21 protein-coding genes are annotated in these 22,906 nt (G+C 64.8%); 8 read left to right on the forward strand and 13 right to left on the reverse strand.

What is annotated here, in order from left to right:
- Positions 1-25: 25 nt before the first annotated feature.
- From J5474_RS03505 to J5474_RS03515, 3 genes are read right to left on the reverse strand one after another with little or no spacing between them, the layout of a single operon-like run.
- Positions 26-547, reverse strand: coding sequence for a hypothetical protein (locus J5474_RS03505; protein ID WP_209359349.1), 522 nt, complete (start codon positions 545-547; stop codon positions 26-28).
- Positions 544-1,395: a GNAT family N-acetyltransferase gene (locus tag J5474_RS03510; RefSeq protein WP_209359351.1), complete on the reverse strand. Its 852-nt coding sequence runs from the start codon at positions 1,393-1,395 to the stop codon at positions 544-546. The genes J5474_RS03505 and J5474_RS03510 overlap by 4 nt, the downstream gene beginning before the upstream one ends.
- 52 nt (positions 1,396-1,447) lie before the next feature.
- Positions 1,448-2,179, reverse strand: coding sequence for a 16S rRNA (uracil(1498)-N(3))-methyltransferase (locus J5474_RS03515; RefSeq protein ID WP_209359507.1), 732 nt, complete (start codon positions 2,177-2,179; stop codon positions 1,448-1,450).
- Between the two features lie 12 nt (positions 2,180-2,191).
- On the opposite strand from J5474_RS03515, the gene ubiA reads away from it, so the two are divergent.
- The 5 genes from ubiA (at position 2,192) to J5474_RS03540 (ending at position 7,471) form a co-directional block, all read left to right on the forward strand.
- On the forward strand, positions 2,192-3,157 hold the full coding sequence (gene ubiA / locus J5474_RS03520; protein WP_209359353.1) for a 4-hydroxybenzoate octaprenyltransferase: 966 nt from the start codon (positions 2,192-2,194) through the stop codon (positions 3,155-3,157).
- A gap of 61 nt (positions 3,158-3,218) precedes the next feature.
- Entirely contained in the window at positions 3,219-5,378 is a 2,160-nt protein-coding gene (locus J5474_RS03525; RefSeq protein WP_209359355.1) for an OmpA family protein, read from the forward strand.
- A 24-nt stretch (positions 5,379-5,402) separates the two neighbouring features.
- A complete protein-coding gene (locus tag J5474_RS03530) occupies positions 5,403-5,735 on the forward strand; it encodes a hypothetical protein (RefSeq protein ID WP_209359357.1) in 333 nt (110 codons plus the stop codon).
- Between the two features lie 316 nt (positions 5,736-6,051).
- Positions 6,052-6,924: an HAD family hydrolase gene (locus J5474_RS03535; RefSeq protein WP_209359358.1), complete on the forward strand. Its 873-nt coding sequence runs from the start codon at positions 6,052-6,054 to the stop codon at positions 6,922-6,924.
- 103 nt (positions 6,925-7,027) lie between these two features.
- Positions 7,028-7,471 carry a MaoC family dehydratase gene (locus tag J5474_RS03540; protein ID WP_209359360.1) on the forward strand — a complete coding sequence of 148 codons (444 nt, stop codon included), beginning with the start codon at positions 7,028-7,030 and terminating at the stop codon, positions 7,469-7,471.
- 51 nt (positions 7,472-7,522) lie between these two features.
- Here J5474_RS03540 and J5474_RS03545 read toward each other — a convergent pair whose 3' ends face one another.
- Positions 7,523-8,557, reverse strand: a complete 1,035-nt coding sequence (locus J5474_RS03545; RefSeq protein ID WP_209359362.1) for an NAD(P)/FAD-dependent oxidoreductase — start codon at positions 8,555-8,557, stop codon at positions 7,523-7,525.
- 47 nt (positions 8,558-8,604) lie between these two features.
- On the opposite strand from J5474_RS03545, the gene mnmC2 reads away from it, so the two are divergent.
- On the forward strand, positions 8,605-9,285 hold the full coding sequence (gene mnmC2, locus J5474_RS03550; RefSeq protein ID WP_209359363.1) for a tRNA (5-methylaminomethyl-2-thiouridine)(34)-methyltransferase MnmC2: 681 nt from the start codon (positions 8,605-8,607) through the stop codon (positions 9,283-9,285).
- A gap of 1 nt (position 9,286) precedes the next feature.
- A complete protein-coding gene (locus J5474_RS03555; protein ID WP_209359364.1) occupies positions 9,287-10,177 on the forward strand; it encodes a DMT family transporter in 891 nt (296 codons plus the stop codon).
- Here J5474_RS03555 and J5474_RS03560 read toward each other — a convergent pair.
- Positions 10,174-12,180 (reverse strand): lytic transglycosylase domain-containing protein, encoded by a 2,007-nt coding sequence (locus J5474_RS03560; RefSeq protein ID WP_209359366.1) that lies wholly within the window; start codon positions 12,178-12,180, stop codon positions 10,174-10,176. The genes J5474_RS03555 and J5474_RS03560 overlap by 4 nt on opposite strands.
- A 145-nt stretch (positions 12,181-12,325) precedes the next feature.
- On the opposite strand from J5474_RS03560, the gene dapA reads away from it, so the two are divergent.
- Entirely contained in the window at positions 12,326-13,201 is an 876-nt protein-coding gene (gene dapA / locus J5474_RS03565) for a 4-hydroxy-tetrahydrodipicolinate synthase (protein WP_209359368.1), read from the forward strand.
- A 658-nt stretch (positions 13,202-13,859) separates the two neighbouring features.
- Here the strand turns inward: dapA and J5474_RS03570 are convergent.
- The 8 genes from J5474_RS03570 to purH all read right to left on the reverse strand — a co-directional run bounded on the left by J5474_RS03570 (position 13,860) and on the right by purH (position 22,886).
- Positions 13,860-14,156 carry a hypothetical protein gene (locus J5474_RS03570; protein WP_209359370.1) on the reverse strand — a complete coding sequence of 99 codons (297 nt, stop codon included), beginning with the start codon at positions 14,154-14,156 and terminating at the stop codon, positions 13,860-13,862.
- Between the two features lie 156 nt (positions 14,157-14,312).
- Positions 14,313-15,305 (reverse strand): IS1595 family transposase, encoded by a 993-nt coding sequence (locus tag J5474_RS03575; RefSeq protein WP_209359371.1) that lies wholly within the window; start codon positions 15,303-15,305, stop codon positions 14,313-14,315.
- 118 nt (positions 15,306-15,423) lie between these two features.
- Positions 15,424-16,899 carry a DUF2252 domain-containing protein gene (locus J5474_RS03580; RefSeq protein WP_209359373.1) on the reverse strand — a complete coding sequence of 492 codons (1,476 nt, stop codon included), beginning with the start codon at positions 16,897-16,899 and terminating at the stop codon, positions 15,424-15,426.
- Positions 16,900-17,003: 104 nt separating this feature from the next.
- Positions 17,004-18,329 carry a M16 family metallopeptidase gene (locus tag J5474_RS03585; protein ID WP_209359375.1) on the reverse strand — a complete coding sequence of 442 codons (1,326 nt, stop codon included), beginning with the start codon at positions 18,327-18,329 and terminating at the stop codon, positions 17,004-17,006.
- Positions 18,326-19,681 carry a M16 family metallopeptidase gene (locus J5474_RS03590; protein WP_425342854.1) on the reverse strand — a complete coding sequence of 452 codons (1,356 nt, stop codon included), beginning with the start codon at positions 19,679-19,681 and terminating at the stop codon, positions 18,326-18,328. Before J5474_RS03590 ends, J5474_RS03585 begins: the two co-directional genes overlap by 4 nt.
- 122 nt (positions 19,682-19,803) lie before the next feature.
- Positions 19,804-20,343, reverse strand: a complete 540-nt coding sequence (locus J5474_RS03595) for a DUF3035 domain-containing protein (protein WP_209359377.1) — start codon at positions 20,341-20,343, stop codon at positions 19,804-19,806.
- Positions 20,344-20,479: 136 nt separating this feature from the next.
- Positions 20,480-21,004, reverse strand: a complete 525-nt coding sequence (lspA, locus tag J5474_RS03600; protein ID WP_209359378.1) for a signal peptidase II — start codon at positions 21,002-21,004, stop codon at positions 20,480-20,482.
- A 280-nt stretch (positions 21,005-21,284) separates the two neighbouring features.
- Positions 21,285-22,886, reverse strand: a complete 1,602-nt coding sequence (gene purH, locus J5474_RS03605; RefSeq protein ID WP_209359380.1) for a bifunctional phosphoribosylaminoimidazolecarboxamide formyltransferase/IMP cyclohydrolase — start codon at positions 22,884-22,886, stop codon at positions 21,285-21,287.
- Positions 22,887-22,906: the final 20 nt, after the last annotated feature.

Here is a 22,906-nt window from a genome sequence, read left to right on the forward strand (position 1 = left end):
GTCCTGTCGGCAATATTCCAGAGTGTCAATGCAACCGAATGGCTGCCTCGCGCGCAGGTCCCCTGCGCCAGATCACGACCGGACCGGGGGCCAGGGTTTCCATGTGACGCAGCATGTGCTCGGTGCGGATGCCGGGCAGGCTGGCAAAGGCGTCGAACAGTTGATCCGCCCCCTTGGCGGTCAGCGGGATGCGCAGCGGATCGTGTCCGGGAGCGCGCAGCACCCATGCGGGCGGCTCCGATCCGGGGTCAAGGACCAGCGATCCCAGTGCCTCGAGGTCGAGGATGCCGCCCTCGCTGGGGCCGAAATAGCTGATGCGCCGCTCTACCACCTGCACGACGCCGGGGCCGTCCTCGCCCACGGCGAACCGCGCTCGCTGCACCCCGGCAAAGACCCATAGCACGCCAAGGCCCGCCACGCCCCAGCCGATCCAATGCAAGAGACCGCCTGAAAAGAAAGCCCAGTATAGCCCGAGGCCCACGACGCCCGCCCCCGCCAGCACCTCCTGCCAGCGGCGCAGTCCCGCACGGACCTCCGGTCGGATCACGTCGCGTTCTCCAGCGTGACGGGCCGGTTCAGCACCGCCACACGATAGTCGCCGCACCGCTCGAAACCGATGCGTTCATAGACCTGCGCCGCCTGTGGCGAGGCCGCAAAGAGGATCGCCAGTTCAGCCCCGTTCGACGCCGCCTCGGCCAGAAGTGCCGCCACCACCCGGCCGCCGCGCCCCATGCCACGCAGTTCCGGCGGGACAAAAACGCCACCGACTTGCAACGCCGTGCCCGCCTGCGCGTTCATCGCCGCCATGGCCGTGGGTTCACCCCCCTCGACCAGCAGCCTGATGTGAGGTGCGCCGACCGAAGCCTCCGCCCTCTGCTGCGCCGCGTCGGTCACATCCCCCGGAGGTGCCGTCTGCGTCTCTTCCAGATAGCGCGCGAACCAATCCGTCAGCCGGTCCACGTCGCCCGGCGCCACCAGCCGCGTGGTGTCATGCGACACCAGCCCCGCCAGTCGTCGCCGGTAGAGCGGCTGGACCTGGTTCAAGCGCCACGCGTCCTCCGGCACCGGCAGGGCGTCGATCAGCACCGCGACCTGCCCCGCCTCGCCAGTGATCGCCTGCATCGAATAGCCCTTTAGCAGGTGCGCATAGGTCTGTGCCTCTGTCGTACTCAGTCCCGGCAGCTGGCACATGAGGGAACCGCCGTTTGTCGCGCCAAAGACGCCGGTGATCCCCTCCCCCGTTTCCCGCAGGAAAAAGGCCGTGCCGTAGGGGTGATCGCGATTGTCGGTGCCGTGTTCCTCGAGGTTGCCCAGCAGGAACATCGAAGTCTCGATGCGCCCCTCCAGAAAGGCCGCGATTGCCCCTGCATCCTGCATTCCTGCCTTGCGGATCATCCCTGTCTCTCCCTTTGTCCGGGGCCCGCCCCGGCGGTCCCGTTCACTTTCTTCACCGCCAATCGCCGGCGGCCACCTGCCAGAGCGTCAGCGCCGCCACCGCCGCCGTTTCCGCCCGCAGGATGCGCGGCCCCAGGCTGATGGCCCGCGCGCAGTCCATGCCTCGCAAGCGCGCACGTTCCGAATCCGAAAACCCGCCCTCAGGCCCGACCAGCACCGCCCATGGTCCGGGCTCCAGCCCGTCGAGCGACACCCTGGCCCCCACGGCGCTTTCATCGCAAAACAGGATGCGGCGCGAAGGGTCCCAATCCGCCAGCACGCGGTCGAACTTTGCCATAGCGCAGATCTCCGGCACGAAGGTGCCACCGCATTGCTCCGCCGCCTCAATCGCATGGGCCTCCTGCCTGTCCTGCCGCCAGCGTTCGGCGTTGGTAAAATCCGTGTGAACCGGAAGCACCCGGCGCACGCCCATCTCCACCGCCTTTTCGACGATGAAATCGGTCCGCGCCTTCTTCACCGGGGCGAACATCAGCCAGAGGTCCGGCGGTTCGCCCTGCGGCGCGCTCCGGGCGCGACAGACCAGCACGCCGCCGCGTTTTCCAGCCTCCGCGACCTCCGCGCGCCACTCCCCGTCGCGCCCGTTGAACAGCGCCACATTTGCTCCCGGCCCCAGCCGCATCACGCCAAAGAGGTAATGCGCCTGCTCCCTTGACAGACTCACGGCCTGTTCCTCGTCCAAGGGCTGGTCTACAAACAGGCGAACTTTTGGCTTTTCCTGATCCATGAGGCGGAACATATGACCGGCACGCAACAGACGCCAGACACCGCGGGACAAGTTTCCGACGCAGTGAAGGGCAACTGGGTCGACACCCTCGCGCCCCGCTGGACCCGCCCCTACCTGCGCCTGTCCCGCGCCGACCGCCCGATCGGCACCTGGCTCCTGCTGCTGCCCTGCTGGTGGGGGCTGACGCTGGCGATGGTGGCGCATGGCGACCCCTCTTGGTTCGACGCCTGGATCTTTGCGGGCTGCGGCATCGGTGCCTTTCTCATGCGTGGCGCGGGCTGCACATGGAACGACATTACCGACCGCCACATCGACGGACGCGTGGCGCGCACCGCTTCACGGCCCATCCCATCGGGGCAAGTGACGGCCAGACAGGCCCTCGCCTGGGCCGTGACGCAAAGCCTTGTGGCCTTTGCCATCCTCGTCACCTTCCCGCCCGCCGCCATCGCGCTCGGCGTGCTTTCTCTCGCCCCCGTGGCGATTTACCCCTTTGCCAAGCGTTTCACATGGTGGCCCCAGATATTCCTCGGCATCGCGTTCAACTGGGGCGCGCTGCTGGCATGGACGGCTCACACCGGGCGGCTCGAACTACCCGCCGTACTGCTTTATGTTGCGGGCATGGCCTGGACGCTGTTCTACGACACCATCTATGCCCATCAAGACACCGAGGACGACGCGCTCATCGGCGTGAAATCCACCGCCCGCCTGTTCGGCGAGGACTCGCCGCGCTGGCTGGCGCTGTTCCTCGTGGCTACCGTTACCCTGATGGGCGCCGCCGCCATCTATGCCGCCCCTGCGGGCGAACCGCTGAAACTCGCGCTGCTGATCCTCGCGCCCTGGGCGATGGGCTGGCACATGCTCTGGCAACTGCGGCGCCTGAAACTGGATGACAACCAACGGCTGCTACAGCTCTTTCGCGCGAACCGCGACGCGGGCCTCCTGCCCGTGCTGTTTTTCGCCGCCGCCATAATCGCCTGATTGCGCCGTCCCCCCTTGACGCGTATCAGACCATAACCCGGAACCTGGAACGAAGCCCTTCATGCGACTGTCCACGCTTGCCCTCATCGCCGGAACCTTCGCCGCGGCGGGTGGCGCCAGCCTCCTCGCGGCCAACTTCTCGGCGACACTGGTCGAGACCGCGTCGCAGTCGGGGGTGCTGAACGAACTCGACGCCGAGGGGCTGACCTGGGCCGAGGTCGATACCAACGGGCTGCAGGTCTTCCTCATAGGCACGGCACCGGACGAAGCCGCGCGCTTTCAGGCACTGTCGGCAGCCGGGCGCGTGGTCGACGCCTCCCGCGTGATCGACCAGATGCTGGTCGAAGAACCCGAGGACATGGCCGCGCCGCGCTTCTCGGTGGAGATCCTCCGAAACGACGCGGGCATCTCGGTCATCGGACTGATCCCCGCCGCCACCGACCGCACCGCGCTGGTCGAAAGCTTTCAGGCCATCGCCGGGCAGGACGAGGTTTCCGACCTGCTGGAGACCGCCGATTTCCCCGTTCCCGACGGCTGGGAGGACGCGTTGCGCTACGCAACCTCCGCCCTGCGCGACCTGCCGCGTTCGAAGGTCTCTGTCGCTGCCGACCGGGTCGACATCAAGGCCATGACCGAAAGCGCGGAAGCCCGCACCCGGCTGGAAACCACCCTCACCCGCCGCAAGCCCGCCGCCCTGCGGCTGGCACTGGAACTGACCGCGCCGCGCCCGGTCATCACACCCTTCACCCTGCGCTTCCTGATCGACGAGAACGGTGCCCGCTTCGACGCCTGCTCCGCCGATACCGAGGAGAGCCGCGCCCGCATCCTGCGCGCCGCCGCCCGTGCCGGGCTGGAAGCAAAGGCCATCTGCACACTCGGCCTTGGCGTGCCCTCGCGCCGCTGGGCCGATGCCGTCGAACTGGGCATTTCGAAGCTCAAGGAAATCGGTGGCGGCTCCATCACGTTTTCCAATGCCGATGTCACCCTCGTGGCTGTCGAAGGCACCGCGCAGGACGCCTTTGACCGCGTGGTGGGCGAACTGGAATCGACCCTGCCGGATGTCTTCGCCCTGCACGCTGTGCTGCCGAAGCCGCCGGAGCAAGCCGCGGAGGGTCCGCCCGACTTCACCGCCACGCTGTCCCCCGAGGGCCGTGTACAGCTGCGCGGCCGTCTTGCGTCGGAGATCGCGCGCCAGACTGCCGACAGCTATGCCAAGGCCCGCTTTGGTTCCGGTCAGGTTTATACCGCCGCCCGCGTGGTCGAAAACCTGCCCGCCGACTGGTCCGTCCGTACCCTCGCCGGGCTTGAGGCGCTGTCGATGCTGGCTAACGGCACCGTCGCCGTCACCCCCGACCGCGTCACCGTGACCGGCCAGACCGGCAATGTGGAGGCCAACGCACAGATCGCCGCCCTGCTGGCCGGAAAGCTCGGCGAACAGGCAACCTTCGACATCGACGTGACCTATATCGAACGCCTTGACCCCACGCTGGGCCTGCCCTCCCCGCAGGAATGCGAGCAACTGATCGTGGAAACTGTCGGCAGCCGCAAGCTCAGCTTCGAACCCGGCTCAGCCACGCTCGATGGCTCAGCGCGCGACATTCTCAACGACCTCGCGGACCTTCTGAAGAAATGCGGTGACATCCCGCTGGAGATCGGCGGCCACACCGACAGCCAGGGGCGCGAGTCGATGAACCAGCAGCTGTCGCAGAAGCGCGCGCAGGCCGTACTTGACGCGCTGCGCACCCGTCTCGTGCCCGTCGCCAGCTACTCGGTGAAGGGTTACGGCGAAGAGCAGCCCATCGCCGAAAACGATACCGACGAAGGCCGCGAGGCCAACCGCCGCATCGAATTCAAGCTGATCGGCCCGCCCGCCGAGGCCGTCGTCGCCACGCAGGGTGCCGACGCGGGAAGCGCCGAGACCGCCAAGGAGGACGCCACGCCGGAAGAAGCCGAAGACGACACTCCGAAAGACGGCGAAAAAGCACAGGACGAGGGCCAGAAGCAGGACGACAGCAAGGATCAGGAGGTCGGCACGGCAGAAGCCACCTCCGATGCCCCTGCGGAGGATACGACCGCAGAAGAGCCCGCGGTTGAGGCACCGCCGATGCAGGCCCCCGCCGCGACAGAGGCCGCCGCCGGTATCGGTGCCGACAAGGCCGTGCCGGACGCAGCGGTGCGCGAACCAGATTTCAAGCCGGACACAACCGGCAACGACGGATAAACCGTCCGAGGGACAGAAAAAGAAATGGACAGACCGCAGTTCATCATCACCACCGCGATCATTCTCTTCGTGGCGTTCAGCCTTGGCTGGTTCGCCCATTGGCTCATCCACCGCTTCAAACGCGTCAGTCAGGCCGACATGGACCAACTTGAGCGCATGAGTCAGGAGTTGCACGAGGCTGAAGAGACCCGCGACCAGGCGATCACCTATCTTCAGCAGCGGGAGGCGGAGCTGACCAACCAGCTTGCCCAGACGGAGGCAGAGCTTTCCGCCGCCATGGATGGGCTGCGCGAGGCGCGGCAAGAGGCCGAAGAAATGCGCGCCTACGCCGAACGTTTGCACAACGCGCAGGGCTGACCGCCCCGCCGTACTGGCTCCCCCCCCGCGCAGGCTTCGCCGCGCCAAACTGGACGCCGCGATGCGGCGCAAGGCCTACGCGCGGCCAAAGGTTATCGACCGGCCAGTTCATCCCTTCCGTCACTAAACCTCGGGAAAAGCTGGCGGCTCGCGACGCCTGACCACCGAGGCCGGCGCTCGCGCCACGCCTGGCTTACCTCCTGCCCCGCATATTCCCTCCCCAGAAGGTACCCGCCTTCATCCCCGCCACCGGAACCCTGTCCTTTTGGCCGCGTTGCCCGTAAGCAAGGCCAAGACAGACCAGACGGGAGCCCCCATGACCGACATCATCGACCGCCTCGCCGATATCTCCAGCCGTTACGAGGCGCTTTTCGTCGACCTCTGGGGCTGCGTGCACAACGGCGTCACCGCATATTCGTCTGCCGTGGAGGCGCTGCGCGAATACCGCTCCGGGGGCGGTCTCGTGGTGCTTGTCACCAATGCCCCGCGCTCCCGTCTCCACGTGGCAAAGCAATTGATAAAACTCAACGTGCCCGAGGATTGCCACGACGCCATCGCGACCTCCGGCGACTCCGCCCGCGCCGCGATGTTTCAGGGTGCGGTGGGGGCGAAGGTCTGGTTCATGGGCCAGCCATGGGATGAAACCTTTTTCGAGCCGCTGGCCCTCGTGGATGATCCGGTCGAAATCACCCGCACGCCGCTTGACCAGGCAGAGGGCATCGTCTGCTGCGGTCCCTTCGACCCGCTCGCGGATCCCGCGGTCAACCGTCCGGAGTTCCTCATTGCAAAGCAAAAGGGCCTGAAACTGCTCTGCGCCAACCCGGATATCGTCGTCGATCGCGGAGAAAGCCGAGAGTATTGTGCGGGTGCGCTGGCGCAGCTTTATTCCGAAATGGGCGGAGAGAGCCTCTATTTCGGCAAGCCACACCCTCCGATCTACGACCTCGCCCGCCGCCGGCTCGCGCAGGTCCGCCCCGGCATTCCCGACAGCGCCATCCTCGCCATCGGCGACGGCGCACATACGGACATTGACGGCGCCATGGGTGAGGATATCGATTCCCTTTTTATCTCCGGGGGCCTCGCCCGAGAGGAAACCAAAACGTCGCATCAACCGGAACCGGAGGCGCTAAACGCCTATCTGAAAAAGGAAAACATCAACCCGACCTTCACCATCGGGCAATTGCGCTAACGCATTTTGCACTTGCTTTCGCTGCATCCGCAAAGTAATAAAATTACGATACAGAGCGCCGTATGGCGATTTTATTACCGGACGGATGCCGATGGAGGGCGAGATGTTGGACAACCTGCCGCGCGGAACGATCTGCATCGAGGACATCGAGATGGGCATGACCCGTTACCTGCGCAAACAGGTGACGGATCAGGACATCGAGATGTTCGCGCAGGTGTCCACCGACCGCAATCCGGTGCATCTGGACGACGCTTACGCACAGGACACGATCTTCGAGGGGCGCATCGCGCACGGGATGCTCACCGCCGGGCTGATCTCGGCAGTGATCGGCGAACAGCTGCCCGGCCACGGCACCGTCTACCTCGGTCAGTCGCTGAAGTTCCTCGCCCCCGTCCGCCCCGGCGATACCGTTTATGCCGAAGTGAAGGTGATCGATATCGACATCGCCAAACGCCGGGTCACGCTGGAAACCCATTGCGCCGTGGATGGCAAGAAGGTCGTTATCGGCGAGGCAAAGGTGCTCGCGCCTTCGCGAAAGTTCGATTAATCACGGGGCAAACACGACAGCACAAAGGCACCTCCGGGCGCCTTTTCGCGTTCAGAGGCATTTCTCCAGCTGAAACCCGTCCGGCACGGCATCGCGCCCCTCAAGCACGAGGTCGGCCATGACTTCCGCTACCTTGGGTGCCATTCCGAAGCCGATCTTGAAACCGCCATTGGCGACGAAATGCCCGGCGCGTCCCGGCCATGCGCCCAAGACGGGCGCGCGCGACTTCGCCCGAGGCCGCACACCTGCCCAGCGTTCCACGACCTCTGCCGCCGCCAACGCAGGTAGCGCCGCCCGGGCCCGGGCAATCAGTGCCTCGCATTGCTCATCCACGGAGTTTTCAGACAAGAATTCGCGCTCTGTCGTCGAACCGACTGCCACTGTGCCGTCCGCGTGCGGGACGATGTGCAGCCCTTCGACGAATAGTTGCGGTGCCTCACGGGCGTCGAACCGGAAGGCCGCCGATTGGCCCTTCACGCCGTCCCCGACCTTGGCGCCCAATGCGTCCGACAGATCACGCAGACCCCGCCAGCCGCAGGCCCAGACGACCGCGTCTTCGTCCTCCGCCTCCGGCACCACCTCCACGCCGCGCGACGCCAGGGCGGCGACCAGCGCAGCGCAGGCCCGGCGCGGGTGCATCCGGGCCGAGAGCGTGTCGCGGATCAGCCAGCCCGTCGGCGAGAGTGGCGCAAAGTCCCCGCCCGCCGGGATCACCTCCCACACGGCCTGTTCCTGCCAAAGCGTCGCCGCACTGTCGGCCCGTGCCCGCGCCAGTTCCAGGCCGCGCGCATCCATGACCGACTGCAGCCGCCCCGTGCGGCCGTATCCCGCCGGGACACCGCCTGCCGCCTCCACCCCCTGCCAGAAGTCCGCGGCCATCAGCAGGCTCTCCAGCTGGAAGGCCTTCTTCGGGTTCCAGTTCTCCGGCACGTGCGGGGCCAGCGCGCCGACGATGCCCCCTGACGATCCCGCCCCCGCGCCCAAGGGGTCCACAACGCGAACCTTTGCGCCGCGCGCGACCATGGCCCAGGCGATGGACAGACCGAATATGCCCGCCCCGCGGATCGTCACATCATAGCTTGCCATTGCCTGCCCCTCGCGTCATCTCTCGGGCATCTCTAAGGAATTTCCCCATGCCCGACCAGAGCCCCCTGCTCGACTGGCGCGACGACATCCCCGTTTCGACCCGCTTCGACGACCCTTATTATTCACTCGACAACGGACTGGCGGAGACGAGGCATACCTTCCTCGCCGGCAACGCGCTGCCGGAGCGGTTCCACGATGGTTTCCATATCGCCGAACTGGGGTTCGGCACCGGTCTGAACCTCCTGGCCGCGCTACTTCTCTGGCGTGCCAGCGGACAGGCAGGGCGGCTGATCTACACCACCTTCGAGCTTTACCCGCTGAGTGGTACAGAGATGGTCCGGGCGCAGGCACGCTTCGCGGACCTCGCAGGCATCGCAGCGGAACTCGCTCCTTACTGGCACAAGAACATCCGGGTTTTCACCCTTCCCGATCTCTCCTTTACCATGATCAACGGCGACGCACGGCAGACCGTGCCCGCGTGGGAGGCGCAGGCCGACGCGTGGTTCCTCGATGGATTCGCCCCGGCGAAGAACCCCGAACTCTGGGCGCCCGATCTCATGCAGGCGGTGCACGACCATAGCGCGGAGAGGGGCACGCTCGCCACCTATACCGCGGCAGGCCACGTGCGCCGCGCATTGGCAGAAGCCGGGTTCGCTGTCACGCGCCAGCCCGGCTATGGCCGCAAGCGCCACATGACAACCGCCCGAAAAGCATCTGCGGAAGACTGACATGACCGAACAGAACACCCGCCTCGGCATCTGGCTCATGGTGGTGACGACCTTTGTCTTTGCCATGCAGGACGGGCTCTCGCGGCATCTGGCCAGCGAGTACAACACAATGATGGTGGTGATGATCCGCTACTGGTTCTTCGCCCTCTTCGTCATGACCATCGCCGCCCGTCAGTCGGGCGGGCTGAAGCGTGCCATGCGCAGCGGCCACCCGGTGGTGCAGTGTTTTCGCGGTGCGCTGCTGGTGGTCGAAATCAACGTCATGGTGCTGGCATTCGTCTACCTCGGGCTGGTCGAAAGCCATGCCGTCTTTGCCGCCTACCCGTTGCTGGTGGCGGCACTCTCCGGCCCGGTTCTGGGCGAGCAGGTCGGCTGGCGGCGATGGACGGCGATCGGCGTGGGCTTTGTCGGCGTCATCATTATCCTGCAACCCTCGGGCGGGGTCTTTTCCCCCTATGCCGTGATCCCGCTCTGCGCCGCGCTGATGTTCGCGCTTTATGCACTGCTGACCCGCTACGTGGCCCGCACCGACAGCGCCGCGACGTCGTTCTTCTACACCGGCACCGCCGGGGCCGTGGTCGCCACGCTGATCGGGGCCTGGTACTGGCAGCCGATGACCGCGCCGGACTGGGCCTGGATGGCGCTGCTGTGCCTGACCGGCGTGTCGGGGCATTATCTGATGATCCGCGCCTACGAAGTGGCTGAGGCCAGCGCCGTGCAGCCCTTTGCCTACCTGCAGCTGGTTTTCGCCTCGACACTTGGGCTGGTGGTCTTTGGCGAGACACTCCGACTCAATGTCATCACCGGCGCGGGGCTGATCGTGGCAGCAGGGCTTTTCACTCTCTGGCGGGCACGGGTGCGTGAGAAACGGGAAAAGCGCCGCAACCCCTAGCGCACGGCCTGCATGGTTTTGCCCACCAGCTCCTGCGAAAAGGGAACCGGCAGCGGGTCCTTGCCCAGCCGCGCGCGGTAAACCGGCAGGCTCTCGGTCACCCGCATGACGTAATTGCGGGTCTCGTCAAAGGGGATCATCTCGATCCAGTCAACCACGTCGATCGCGCCCTTTCGCGGGTCGCCCAGTTCCTGCATCCAGCGGTCCGGGCGTGACGGCCCGGCGTTGTAGGCGGCAGCCATCATTACCGGGTTGCCGTCGTAGCGGTCGGCCAGCCCGGCAAGGTAGTTCGATCCGAGCGTCGCGTTGTAGGCAGGGTCCTCCAGCAGCCGGTCGGCGTCGTAATCGACCGCCAGTGCAGAGGCGACTTCGCGCGCAGTGCCCGGCATCAGTTGCATGAACCCGCGCGCCCCCGCGCCAGAGATTACCTTCGGGTCGAACTCCGATTCGCGGCGCGCGATCGCGAGAACCAACTCTTTGGGAACGGGGTACTCCGTCGCCACGACCTCCGGATGCAGCGCGTAATAGGGCCCCGGCAACTCGATGCCGAACTGCGCGGCGCGCTTGCCCAGCATGACCTCGATATGGGGGCGCTTCATCTCTGCCAGCATGGCACCAAGCTGGCCCATGCCGTCACGATCAAGGCTTTCGCCCAGATGCGTCATGAAGCGTTCGCCAAGGTCGACTTCTCCCGCTGCCAGCAGCAGCACGGCTGCCTGAAATACGCTGGATTTGGTAAAGGCCGCCTGCCGCCAGTCCGTGAAACTTTCTTCCCCCGCCAGCGTCGCGTTCAGTGGAAGCCCGCCGCGCTCCGCCGCGAGCAGCCCGTAGAACGACGTCTGGAACTGCGCGCCGTGCTTGTAGGCGTCCTTTGCCCCGATGGTGTCGCCAGTGGCCTCCAGCGCGCGTCCAAGCCAGTAGCCCGCGCGCCCGACGGAGATCGGCGTCCAGACTGCCTCCCTGAAGTTGCCGAAGTGCCGCACGGCGAGGTCGGGCCGGTCGAGAAACCGGAAGGCGAGATAGCCGGAAATCCATTCCAGTTCGGCGTAGTCCGACCCATCGACAAGAAAATGGCGCGAGGCGATCTCATAGGCTTCGCCATACTGCCCGGCCTGCATCCGTTCGCGTGCGAGGTCGCGCCGGCCACGTGCCCAGGCCCATGGTTCGCCCAGTTTTTGCAGGCTGACCGAGCGTTCCTTCAGCAGCGCCACGGCATCCTCGCTGCGACGTTTCTTCACCCGCCAGAGGAACCGTTCGAAGGCAAGCCCCGCGTCGTCCTGCAGCTTTTCGGGCACCTTTGCGATAAGCGCGTCCACGTTGCCCGCGCCGGTGCGCAGGCCGAGCCGCGCCTCTGCCAGCGCCTTCCAGCCGTCGTCCACGTAGGGGATCATCGCGCCCGCGTTCTGTGCCCACCCCTTCCACAGCGCCATGTCCAGTCGCGCCACATGGTGCGGGCCCAGCAGATCCCCCCAGGACTCGAGGAACGCCCGCCGTTCGTCACCTGTCAGCGACAGCGTGCGCCATGCCAGCACGATGTCCGCCTGCGCCAGGCCCAGATCACCGTCCGCCATATGCACACGCGCCAGCGCCAGCGCGCCCGCTCCGCTCTGCGGCTGGGTCTCCGAAAAGAAGTGCCGCACCTCCGCCTCCGTCGCGCCATCGGCGATCACCGGCTCGGATTTCTCGCGAAGATACTCCATCCCCGGCCAGTCCGGGTGGCGTGACAGAAAGTCCATGACCTCGGCCGCGTCGCCCCGGCCCGCGCGCAGAGCGTGCCATTCGATGATATCGACGGCGATCTGTCCGTCACCGCGAGCGTCGATCTTGGCTGCCGCCCAGTTGCCTTCGCGCATGTAGGCCATGGCCTTTGCCAGCGCCTGCCCGGCCTGCTGACCGGTTTGCTGGCCCTGCCCTCCGGTCTGCGCCCCGGCCGGCGCGGGCAACAGCGCACCGGCGCAAAGGCTGGTGCCGATTAACAGCAATACGGCAAGAACGCGCGACATCGGCTTGCATTTCTCCGGTGAAGGATTGATAGACCCACCTCGGAGGATATCGCCCGAACCCCTGTCTTCAACTCACATTCCCGCAGGGTCGGCGGAAATCCTCCCAGACGTGCAAGAGCCCGAAACCACAGCAAAGGAGCGTGAAATGTTCAAGGGATCGATGCCTGCCCTGGTCACGCCGTTCAAGGACGGCGCGGTGGATTTCGCCACGCTCAAACAACTGGTGGACTGGCACGTTGAGCAGGGCACCCACGGGCTCGTGCCGGTCGGTACCACGGGCGAAAGCCCGACCCTGACCCACTCGGAGCACGAGCAGGTCATCGAGGCCGTTGTCGAGGCCGCCGCCGGTCGCATCCCGGTGATCGCGGGCGCGGGGTCGAACAATACAGACGAGGCGATCCGCTTTGCCGTACACGCAAAGAACGTCGGCGCCGATGGCGTGCTGATCGTGACGCCCTACTATAACAAGCCGACACAGGCAGGCATGATCGCGCACTTCAAGGCGATCCACGACGCGGCACAGTTGCCCATCATCATCTACAACATCCCCGGCCGATCCGCTGTGGATTTGTCCCCCGCCACCATGGGTGAACTGGCAAAGCTGCCGCATATCGTCGGTGTGAAGGATGCGACAGGCGACCTCGCCCGAGTAAACGCCACGCGGATCACCTGTGGCAAGGCTTTCATCCAGCTTTCGGGCGAGGACGGCACCGCGCATGGCTTCAACGCGCAGGGCGGCGTCGGCATGATCTCGGTCACCGCGAACGTCGCGCCCGCGCTCTGCGCCCAGATGCAGGAGGCCTGCCTTGCTGGTGACTATGCCAAGGCCCTGGACCTGCAGGACCGGCTGATGCCGCTGCACCAGGCGATCTTTGTGGAGCCGGGCCTGTGCGGCGTGAAATACGCCATGTCGAAGCTGGGGCTTTGCGAGAACTCCGTGCGCCTGCCGCTGGTCACCGTGACCGAACCGGTGCAGGAGAAGATCGACGCCGGCCTCCGACATGCGGGCCTCATGAACTGAAAGACGAGAGGGCCGGGTCGACCGGCCCTTTTCTTTTGGGAGTTTCCGCAAACTGTGTTGGCTCGTTTTGGTTTCGTGGAGGGAAGCCAACCTTCTTCCGTGAGGGCCAGGACCTGATCCGAACCCGCGCGATGTCCCGCAGGACGAGGATGTTGCATGGCTTGAAACACTCGTCCGGGCCGAACACCAAAGTCGTCTGACATGTTGAGACAGGCCATCCATCGGGATCGCCCGTGCCCGGCCTCCCCGGGTCGTCGCCGGCGAACTTCGACAGGTTCTCCATTCATCGCCGAAGCACCGAGTGTTTCACACTGCCATTCTGAGTCATGTCGGAGACGAGGGCGAGCGATCTGCGTTTGCTGACAGAATGATCAACGACCCGCGCGTGACTTGCCTCCACAACGCGAGCCCAAGGCCCTTCCCCGAATCGCCGAAGCGGCCGGTGCAGTCAGCGACTGCATGTTCCTGAGGGCCGTCGACGGGCAACCTCAGGCATGGACGGGGCCGCACGGCCAAGAAATTCTCCTGGTTGGAGCCTGCGCGGGTATCAACCGACAGCCTTGTCTGAACACCGGCCAACACGGTTTGCGGACAACCCCTTTTTTTTAGGGGGTGTCCGCATACCGTGTTGGCAGCCGAAGGCTTTGCCGCAGAACTTCTACATAAGATACTTTGCGATTGCCTCAGATGAGATATCCGCGACTAAAAGGGAGAAGATCGCAATGATAACCACGCCTGCTGCCCTCCAGCTCATTCCGAACAAAGTGGTAAGCAGCGAGACTGCGGTCCAGACATAGAGCCATCCAAAAAAGAGGTTGTCGACTTCGAGCTTGGGATACCCAAACGAGCAAACATAAATCACGCCTTCGTTCAGCGTGCCGGCCGTTGGCCTCGGACATTCGAAAGCAATGGGATCGGACCAAAAACGGTATGCGACGGCTGCAACGATCGCCATGCCTGTCGCCCACGCCCAAGACGTGAGGGCAATCCCGCGAGTCTCAGCCTGTTGTGGCACTCCTCGTGAATCTTCGGTGTCCAGGTTGCTCTTCTGCGTCATCTCTCCCATAGACTTAGACATAGGTCCGGTCTGTTGTGGTTTACACCGAGCCGGTTATGCAGCCCTGATGATGTCTGCGGGTGCCATCCCCGCCAGCCTCACTTCCAGCCACCGTATGTAGCCGTTGAGATTCTTCGTAGCTGGCCCGCAAAAGGGCTTGATGAACCTGTCGTAGCGGGCGTGCAGCGAGTTGACGTTCTGGATGTGGTAGCAGCCCGCCGCGACGCGCGTGCCCGGCTTGCTGCCCACTACGAAGTGCTCAAGGCCACGCACCGCTGCGAGATCCTTGTAGCCATTGCCTCCATCCGAGCAGAGCACGGCATCTCCCGGCACGAGGGGGCTCATGGCGCGCTCCACGGTGGCGCTCTTGCGGTCCGGAAGTCGCCGGAAGAGACGAGACCCACCGCGATCAGCGACGGTGAGAATGGGGAGTTGCCACTTCGAGAGGCCACGCATCATCTTCAGCCCCTGTGTCGTGTAGTCTTCCCAGCGGGGGCGCGGCGGCTTCGGCACATTCTGGGTGTTGGCGAAGTATCGAACCCACTCCCGTGACCCCTTGCGCGACTCCCGCTGATAGGTCTCGTCTGCTTCAATGATCCCGGAGAAGCTCGCCGCTACGCTACTGCTCTCGATGATAGAGAACACGACCATACGCCAGCGCCAGATCGTGTATTTGTTGAGGTCGAGCTGCTTGGCCAGCTTGCGCACCGATTGCGGAGCCGGGCTGCCCAGCATATCCCTCAGCGCCTCCATGAACAGGTCAGGACGATGGATGCGGCCGATGGCGCTCCCGGTTCGGCCCGAGTAGGTCTTCTTGCAGCCAGAGCATCGGTAGCGCTGGATCTTGGTTCGCGTGCGGCCCCATTTCTGGCGACGATCGTCGCCGCAGAACGGACACTTGTGTTCTTGGTTTGTCCGTGCTTCGATCTCCGAGATCGCCTCCGTCTTTCGTCGGAGATCACCGATCTTCGTCTGAGCGTCCTCGATCTGGGCCGGGTTCAAGTCGTCGAGGGCATCGAGAAAGCGGCGAAAGTCGTGGTTTAGCAAGGGCATCCTCCGCGGGAAAAGCGGAGTAAGATAGGCCCTTTCGCGTTAAGACGAAGCGAACCAACACGGTTTGCGGACACCCCCTTTTTTTAACGGCTTGTACGCGTCTTCTGAACGCTCAGCGATAGGCCTTCATCGTGTTGGTGAAGGCCCCCAGTTCCAGATCCCGCCGGTAGTACGCGTGATCGCGGTCCAGCCGATCCACCGCTTCCCGAGCAAAGCACAGCATATCATCTATGAAAAGTTCCAGCGGCTGCATTGCCTCCAGAATGTGCGGCTCGATCCGGTAATCCAGCTGCCCCGCGTCATCGGATCGCGCGTGTGCCTGCGCCAGAGCCTGCCCGCAGGCATGTGCGTAGCGTTTCCAGCCCTTCTTTGACAGGTCGTCAAGATCGATGTCTTCACGGAAGGGCGCCCGTTCGCGCGACATGAAGGACGCGCCGTCGATCTCCACGGCGCCGTAGAAGACGTCACCATTGGCAAGGTGTACCGCCTGTCCATGGGCGATGCGATCGCCCTCCCCGCCCGCGTCGAAGTCGTTCGGCGGCACCAGCCCCTCCAGCGCCGAGGGCCGCGCGCGCTTGAATTCCACGATCAGGTCATCGGTGGCATTGGCGCTGGGGCCTTCGAGCAGCACATAGTAGCGCGCCAGGCCCAGCGAGGCCGTGCCCTGCCCGTGGCGCAGGCAGACATCCTTGACCTTCATGCTACCGGAGCGGCCCACGTCTTTGATCCCGGCGCCTTTGGCCAACTGGTCGATATAGGCCTGAAACTCCTCCACTCGGGAGGAAACCGGCGTCAGCTCGTGGTTGACGCGAAATCCCAGACCGTTCTCCGCCAGATACCGGTCCCAGAGCCAGTCTTTGCGGCTGGTCTGCGCCTCCTCGAAGAGTTTGCGGATCACCTTCGGCGCGTTGTCCTGCCGGATCTGTTGGCTGGCCTCTACGCCGTGGCGCGCATAGAAGGCGATGCCTTCGTGGTAGCCCTCGATGAACCTGCGCGCGACTTTGATGCGGTGCTTCTTCGACAGGTCGCTCTCTTCTTCCGCCGCCAACAGGAAACCGGTGGTGCCGCGCTTCAGGTCCCATGTGAACGGGCCATATATGACGTCGTCGAAATCGTTCACACCAAAGATCGGCGCGTTATCGGCGTTGGGCATCACGCCAAAATTCTCCGGATGCACGTCGCCCAGCACCAGTACCGTGGGCATCCGGGCATCCTCGCCCAACATGTCGCGGTGAAACAGCAGCGACGTGCCCCGGAAAAAGGCAAAGCGGGATTTCGCCAGCCGCTCGAACTTCGCCCGCGCGCCAACGGCTTGCTGGGCGATGCGCAGGGCATGATCCTCAAGGATGGTTTCGCGCACATGGCGGCGGCGGGCCTCTCCCTTCATGTCCGAGGGCCGCATGATGCAGGGGTCAGCGACGAAGCGTTCGGTTAGGCGGCGAAAGTCTTCGACCCGGCTTTTCAACTCCACCTCCGGGGCGGCGTCGTCTGCGTCATGCGCCTTCTTCTTCTCCTCCGGCCCCTTGCCGCAGGACGCCGCGTCCTGCTTGCTGCCGTTTGCGGACTTGCCGCTGTCCTTTGGTGCCATGGATGCCATCCTCTGCTACAAGGAGGAAAACGCCCGCCCACGCCGCTTCGTTCCACCACGAAAAAGGGCGGGGAAAGCCCCGCCCTCTCGGTCTCGATCATCGTTCACTGGCCCATGGTCGCCGCGTCCAGCCCCTCTGGCTGGCCGACCACGACGAAGACCAATTCGTCAGGCTTCATCAGCTCCGCCGCCACGCGCCTGATATCTTCCAGCGTGACTGCCTCGATATTGGTGTTGCGGGTCTTGATGTAGTCGGGGTCGAGGTCGTCCATCTGCATCCCGGCGAGGATCTTTGCAATCGGCGCGTTACCGTCGAAACGTAACGGATAAGCACCGGTCAGGTAGGTCTTTGCCTGATCCAGTTCCTCCTGCGTGACACCCTCCGATGCGACCTTGGCCCACTCCTCCCTGATCACGGAAATCGCCTCCGCTATGCGGTCGTTGGCCGAGGCCACGCGCCCGATCACCAGTTCCGCGTGGTCCTTCGGGACCAGAGCGGAGTAGACGCCGTAGGTCAGGCCTCGCTTCTCGCGCACCTCGTTCATCAGCCGCGACTCGAACCCGCCCTCACCAAAAATGGTGTTCAGCACGTAGGCGGCAAAGAAGTCGGGGTCGTTTCGCTTCATGCCGTGGTGGCCGAAAATGGCCACCGATTGCGGCGTGGCAAAGGGCACCACGGTCACGCCCGCCGTCGTTTGCACCTCAACCCGATCCGGTTGGGGCGCGCCCGTTTCCGGCAGATCCGACAGCAGCCTGTCCATAACCTTGCCCAGTTCGTCGGCCGTAATGTCACCGGCAGCAGAGACCACCACGCGGTCCTGCGCGATGGCGTTCTTCCACGCCTGCACGACGTCGTCACGGCTCAGGGCGCCGACACTCTCGATGGTACCCTGGTAGGACGACCCGTAGGGGTGATCGCCATACACCGCCTTGTCGAAGGCGCGGCTGACGATCTCGTCCGGGTCGGTGGCATCGGAGCGCAAGCCCGACAGCACCTGCTGGCGCACACGTTCCACACTTTCCTCGTCAAAGCTGGGCTCCACGATGGAGGCGCGGATCAGCGCCACCGCCTCCTCCTGCGTCTCTGTCAGAAAGCGCGCGGAAATGCCCAGCGTGTCATCCGTCAGACGGTAGCCGATATCGGCGGCGATGGCTTCTTTGGCGGCAGCGAACCCCTGCGCATCCAGCTCGCCAGCCCCCTCCTCCAGCAACCCCGTCATCAGGTTGGTGGCGCCACGCTTTCCGTCAAGGTCGAGAGAGCCGCCCCCCTTGAAGCGCAACTCCAGCGCGACGAAGGGGATCTGATGGTCCTCCACCAGCCAAGCGTCAAAGCCGCCGGGGCTTTGAACCTGCTGGATCTCGATCTCCGCATGGGCGGCAAGCGTACCGCCGAGGACCAGCCCGCAGGCCATGATGAAACGTCTGATCATTGAGTGACCTCCTCGGCGGGCATCAGGTAGCCGGTAACGGCCTGATTGCGGTCAAGAACCTCCTTCGCTGCGGCGATCACGTCCTCGCCGGTGACGGCTTGCAGAACATCCGGCCAGGCCTTTACGTCCTCCACCGTCAGCCCGGATGTCAGCGCGTCGCCGTAACGCCGCGCCAGCTGGCTCACGTCGTCCTGCGCGTAGATCTGCGAAGCCTTCACCTGGAACTTGATCCGCTCCAACTGGGCCGCGTCCACGCCATCGGTGATGAACTGCGCGATTGCGGCGTCCATCTCTCTTTCAGCTTCATCGAGGCTCACCCCCGGTGCGGGAACAACGACAAGGCCAAAGGTCGTGTCGTCCAGCGAGGTGCCGTTGTAGAAAGCGGAAGCATAGACCGCCTTCTTCAGCCCGAATTGCAGCTTCTGGTTCAGAACGGAGGTCTGGCCGCCCCCCAGAACCTCCGCGAGGATTGTCAGCGCGGCGGCTTTTTCCTGAGCACCGGGATCGCGTTCGGGGGCGAGATAAGTGCGCATGACGTAGGGCGTGGACACCCTCGCGTCACGGAACGTCAGACGCCGCTCGGCGGTCTGACGCGGCTCGGCGGGACGATCGCGCACCTCCAGCTCCGGGTTGGCGGGAAGCGGTTCGTAATAGTCCTTTGCCAGCGCCAGCACCCGATCCGGCTCGACATCGCCCGCAACAATCAGAACCGCGTCGTTGGGGGCGTAGAACTGCTGGTAGTAGGACAGCGCCGCGTCGAGGTCGAGTTGCTCCATCTCGTGCCGCCAGCCAATCACCGGTGTGCCATAGGGATGGTTGAGATACTGCGCCGCCATCGCCTGTTCGCGGAACAGCGCGCCGGGATCGTTCTCGGTCCGCATGTTGCGTTCCTCGATGATGACGTCGCGCTCCGTCAAGATGTCGGCCTCGTCGAGTTGGAGATTGACCATGCGGTCGCTCTCCATCTTCATCATCAGCTCCAGTCGGTCGGCCGCGACACGCTGGTGGTAGACGGTCTGGTCAAGACTGGTAAACGCGTTGTCCGTGCCGCCATTCTGCGCCACGACCTTCGAAAACTCGCCGGGTTCCAGCGTCTTCGTACCTTTGAACAACAGGTGTTCCAGGAAATGCGCGACACCCGAAACGCCGGGCGTTTCGTCGGCGGAACCGGCCTTGTACCAGACCATGTGTTCAACCACGGGGGCACGATGGTCCTCGATTACGAGGACCTGCATCCCGTTGTCCAGAGTGAAGGTGGTAACCGGAGCCTCCGCCCGTGCGGTGACGGCCATTGCAGGCGTCAGGGCCAAGGCGAGGCCCATAGTAGCAAGACTGAGGGGCAGGTGGCGCATGAAGGACCCTTTCATGGAAACGGAACGATTGTTCCATTACCTACGCGGAGGGCCATTAAGTTCAAGTTAACTATGACGCTGACACGCCCGGCTGGCGCAGACGTGATTGGTAGCCGCGCCCCTCACTCCACCGGCGGGGCTGCCGGGGTACGTGCACCGGCTGCGCGATAGCGTTGCAGCCATGCGTAGGGGTCGAGCTTCTGACGCTTGTAGGCGGCGGAGTAGTTGTCGCGCGGCACCAGAGACCAGGTGAACAGCCCCTTCCGCTTGCGATAATTCTCGTCCTCGGCAGCCAGCGTTTCCCGGATCTGGCCGTCACGGCCGTAGCGGCTGGCGGCCTGCACCACGGACTGATCGCCCGCGCCAACGGTTCCACCCCGAGCAACCGTGGCAGCCGGGTTGCCACCCAGCGCGGCCACTGCATCAGCCTGCGGCGTCTGATCCGTGCGGTTCGCCCCGCCCGGCGTCGGCTGCGGCAGTTCCGCGAATGTCTGCGGCAGTTCGAGCGGCTTGTTCGGGACGATGGCGAATTCCTCCGGCTCGCCCGAATTTGCGCGCAGGTCGTGCAGCGGTCGGGATGCACCCGCCCCGAAGCGCGAAGTACAGCCGGACAGCGCAAGCGCGCCAATCGTTGCGATGATCGCCAGATGCGCAGCTCGCATCACACCCTCCACTCGTCGTGTCGTGTCGGTTCTAACCCATTGTCCCGGCGGCGTCACGCGGGCTTTTGCCTGCGAATGGCCCAGGAGGCCTTTTTCGCCGGTCCCGGCTCGGGTGGGTCTTTTGGACGGTCCCGGCTCAGGCGCCCTTTTTCGCAGACGGAAACAACACCAGCCCGAAGGCCCCGGCAAAAATCGCTATATCCGCCACGTTGAAAGCGAAGGGATTGTTGATCCCGCAGCAGGACATGTTGAGGAAGTCCGCTACCGCGCCGTAGGCCAGACGGTCGATGACGTTGCCCAGCGCGCCGCCGATCAGAAGCCCGGCAGAGATCAGCCCCAACCGCCCCGGCGGATCGCGCCGCATCCACATCACCACGAACAATACGATCGCCAGCGCCACGAAGATCAGGATCCAGCGCGTCACCGGCGCCTGCCCGGCCAGCAGGCCGAAGTTGATGCCGTAATTCCACGCCATGTGAAAGTTCAGGTAGGGCGGAACGACCTCGATCTGCAGGAGGTTCTTGAGATCGAGCAGATGGACCACCCATATCTTCGTCACCTGATCGATGACAAATATCCAGAATGCCATCCACCAGACGGTGCGAAGGGGGCTGGTGGAAGGGCTGCTTTGCCTGCGTGTCACCGCTGCTGTCTCACTCATGACTGCCTCTCGGGCGTTTCCGCCGGATTACCTGTTTCGCCCTTGCGGAGCGTTGCGAGGACAGCGGCTTTCTCCCGGATGCCACCGCGATCGCTGCGCGAAGACTCGCCTGACTGCGGCTTAGCGCCCGCAAAAACGCCGGCCTGGTCGCCTGTCCCGGTCGCTCGCGACGGCATTCTTGGCCACAAAGTCTATGCGCCCCCGCAGGGGCGCACAACCTCAGGCCGTTGCCGGTAGACCGCGCAAAGGAATAGGTTACCCGCTCGGCCCGTTGTGCCGGTCAGTGCCGGAAGTGGCGCATGCCGGTAAAGACCATGGCCAGCCCCGCCTCGTCGGCGGCGGCGATCACCTCTTCGTCGCGCATCGACCCGCCCGGCTGGATGACGCAGGTGGCACCGGCCGCGGCTGCCTCCAGCAGGCCGTCCGCGAAGGGGAAGAACGCGTCCGAAGCCACGGCCGAGCCGATGGTCAGCGGCTGCGGCAGTTCCAGCGCCTGCGCCATGCGCTCCGCCTTCTTCGCCGCGATCAGCGCCGAATCGACGCGGCTCATCTGGCCCGCGCCGACGCCCACGGTCGCACCGTCCTTGACGTAGACAATGGCGTTGGACTTCACGTGCTTCGCCACCTTCCAGGCGAACAGCAGGTCCAGCATCTGCGCCTCGGTCGGCGTGATCTTGGTCACTACCTTGAGGTCGTCGACCGTCAGCGCGCCGTTGTCGCGGTCCTGCACGAGGATGCCGCCCGAGACCTGCTTCCACGCCAGCCCCGCCTCGGCGGTGTTTGCCAGCCCCGGCGCGAGGATCAGCCGCAGGTTTTTCTTCCTGGCGAAGATGTCCTTTGCCTCCTGGTGGATCGCCGGCGCGATGACAACCTCGGTGAAAATCTCCGAAATCGCCTCCGCCGTCTCCCCGTCCAGCGCGCCGTTCAGCGCCACGATCCCGCCAAAGGCCGAGGTCCGGTCGCAGTCGAAGGCCTTCTGGTAGGCCTCCTTCATGGTCGCTCCCTTCGCCACGCCGCAAGGGTTGGCGTGCTTGATGATCGCCACCGCCGGGCCGTCCGTGGGCAGGAACTCCGACACGAGTTCAAAAGCCGCGTCGGTATCGTTGAAGTTGTTGTAGGACAGTTCCTTGCCCTGCAGCTGTTCCGCCACGGCCACGCCGGGACGGTTGCTGCCGTCGGTGTAGAAGGCGGCGTTCTGGTGGCTGTTCTCGCCGTAGCGCAGCGTCTGCTTCAGCTCGCCGGCAAAAACGCGGCGGCGCGGCGTCTCCTCGCCGATGGCCGAGGCCATCCAGGTGCTGACCGCCGCGTCATAGGCGCCGGTGCGGGCGTAGGCGATCTGCGCCATCTTCTGGCGGAAGCCATACGACGTCTGCGCCTCATCGCCATGCGCCTTCAATTCCTCCAGCAGGGCGCCGTAATCCTGCACATCCACAACAGTGGTGACAAAGGCATGGTTCTTCGCCGCCGCGCGGATCATCGCCGGACCGCCGATGTCGATGTTCTCGATCATCTCGTCATAGCCCGCGCCGCGCGCCAGCGCCGCCTCGAAGGGGTAGAGGTTCACCACCAGGAGGTCGATCGGCACGATGCCGTGCTCCGCCATGGACGCCACGTGCATCCCGTTGTCGCGCAGGGCCAGCAGCCCGCCGTGCACCTTCGGGTGCAGCGTCTTCACCCGCCCGTCCATCATTTCGGGGAATTCGGTCAGTTCGGACACGTCGCGCACCGCGACTCCCGCCTCGCGGATCGCCTTGGCGGAGCCGCCGGTCGAGAGGATCTCGATCTTCAGGGACTCGAGCGCGCGGGCGAGGTCGATCAGGCCGGTCTTGTCGGAGACGGAAATCAGCGCGCGGCGCACGGGTGCGAGATCTTGGACGGTCATCAGGGGGCTCCCAAAGGTCA

The organism is Sagittula salina (assembly GCF_017813235.1).
GTDB classification, from domain to species: Bacteria; Pseudomonadota; Alphaproteobacteria; order Rhodobacterales; family Rhodobacteraceae; genus Sagittula; species Sagittula salina.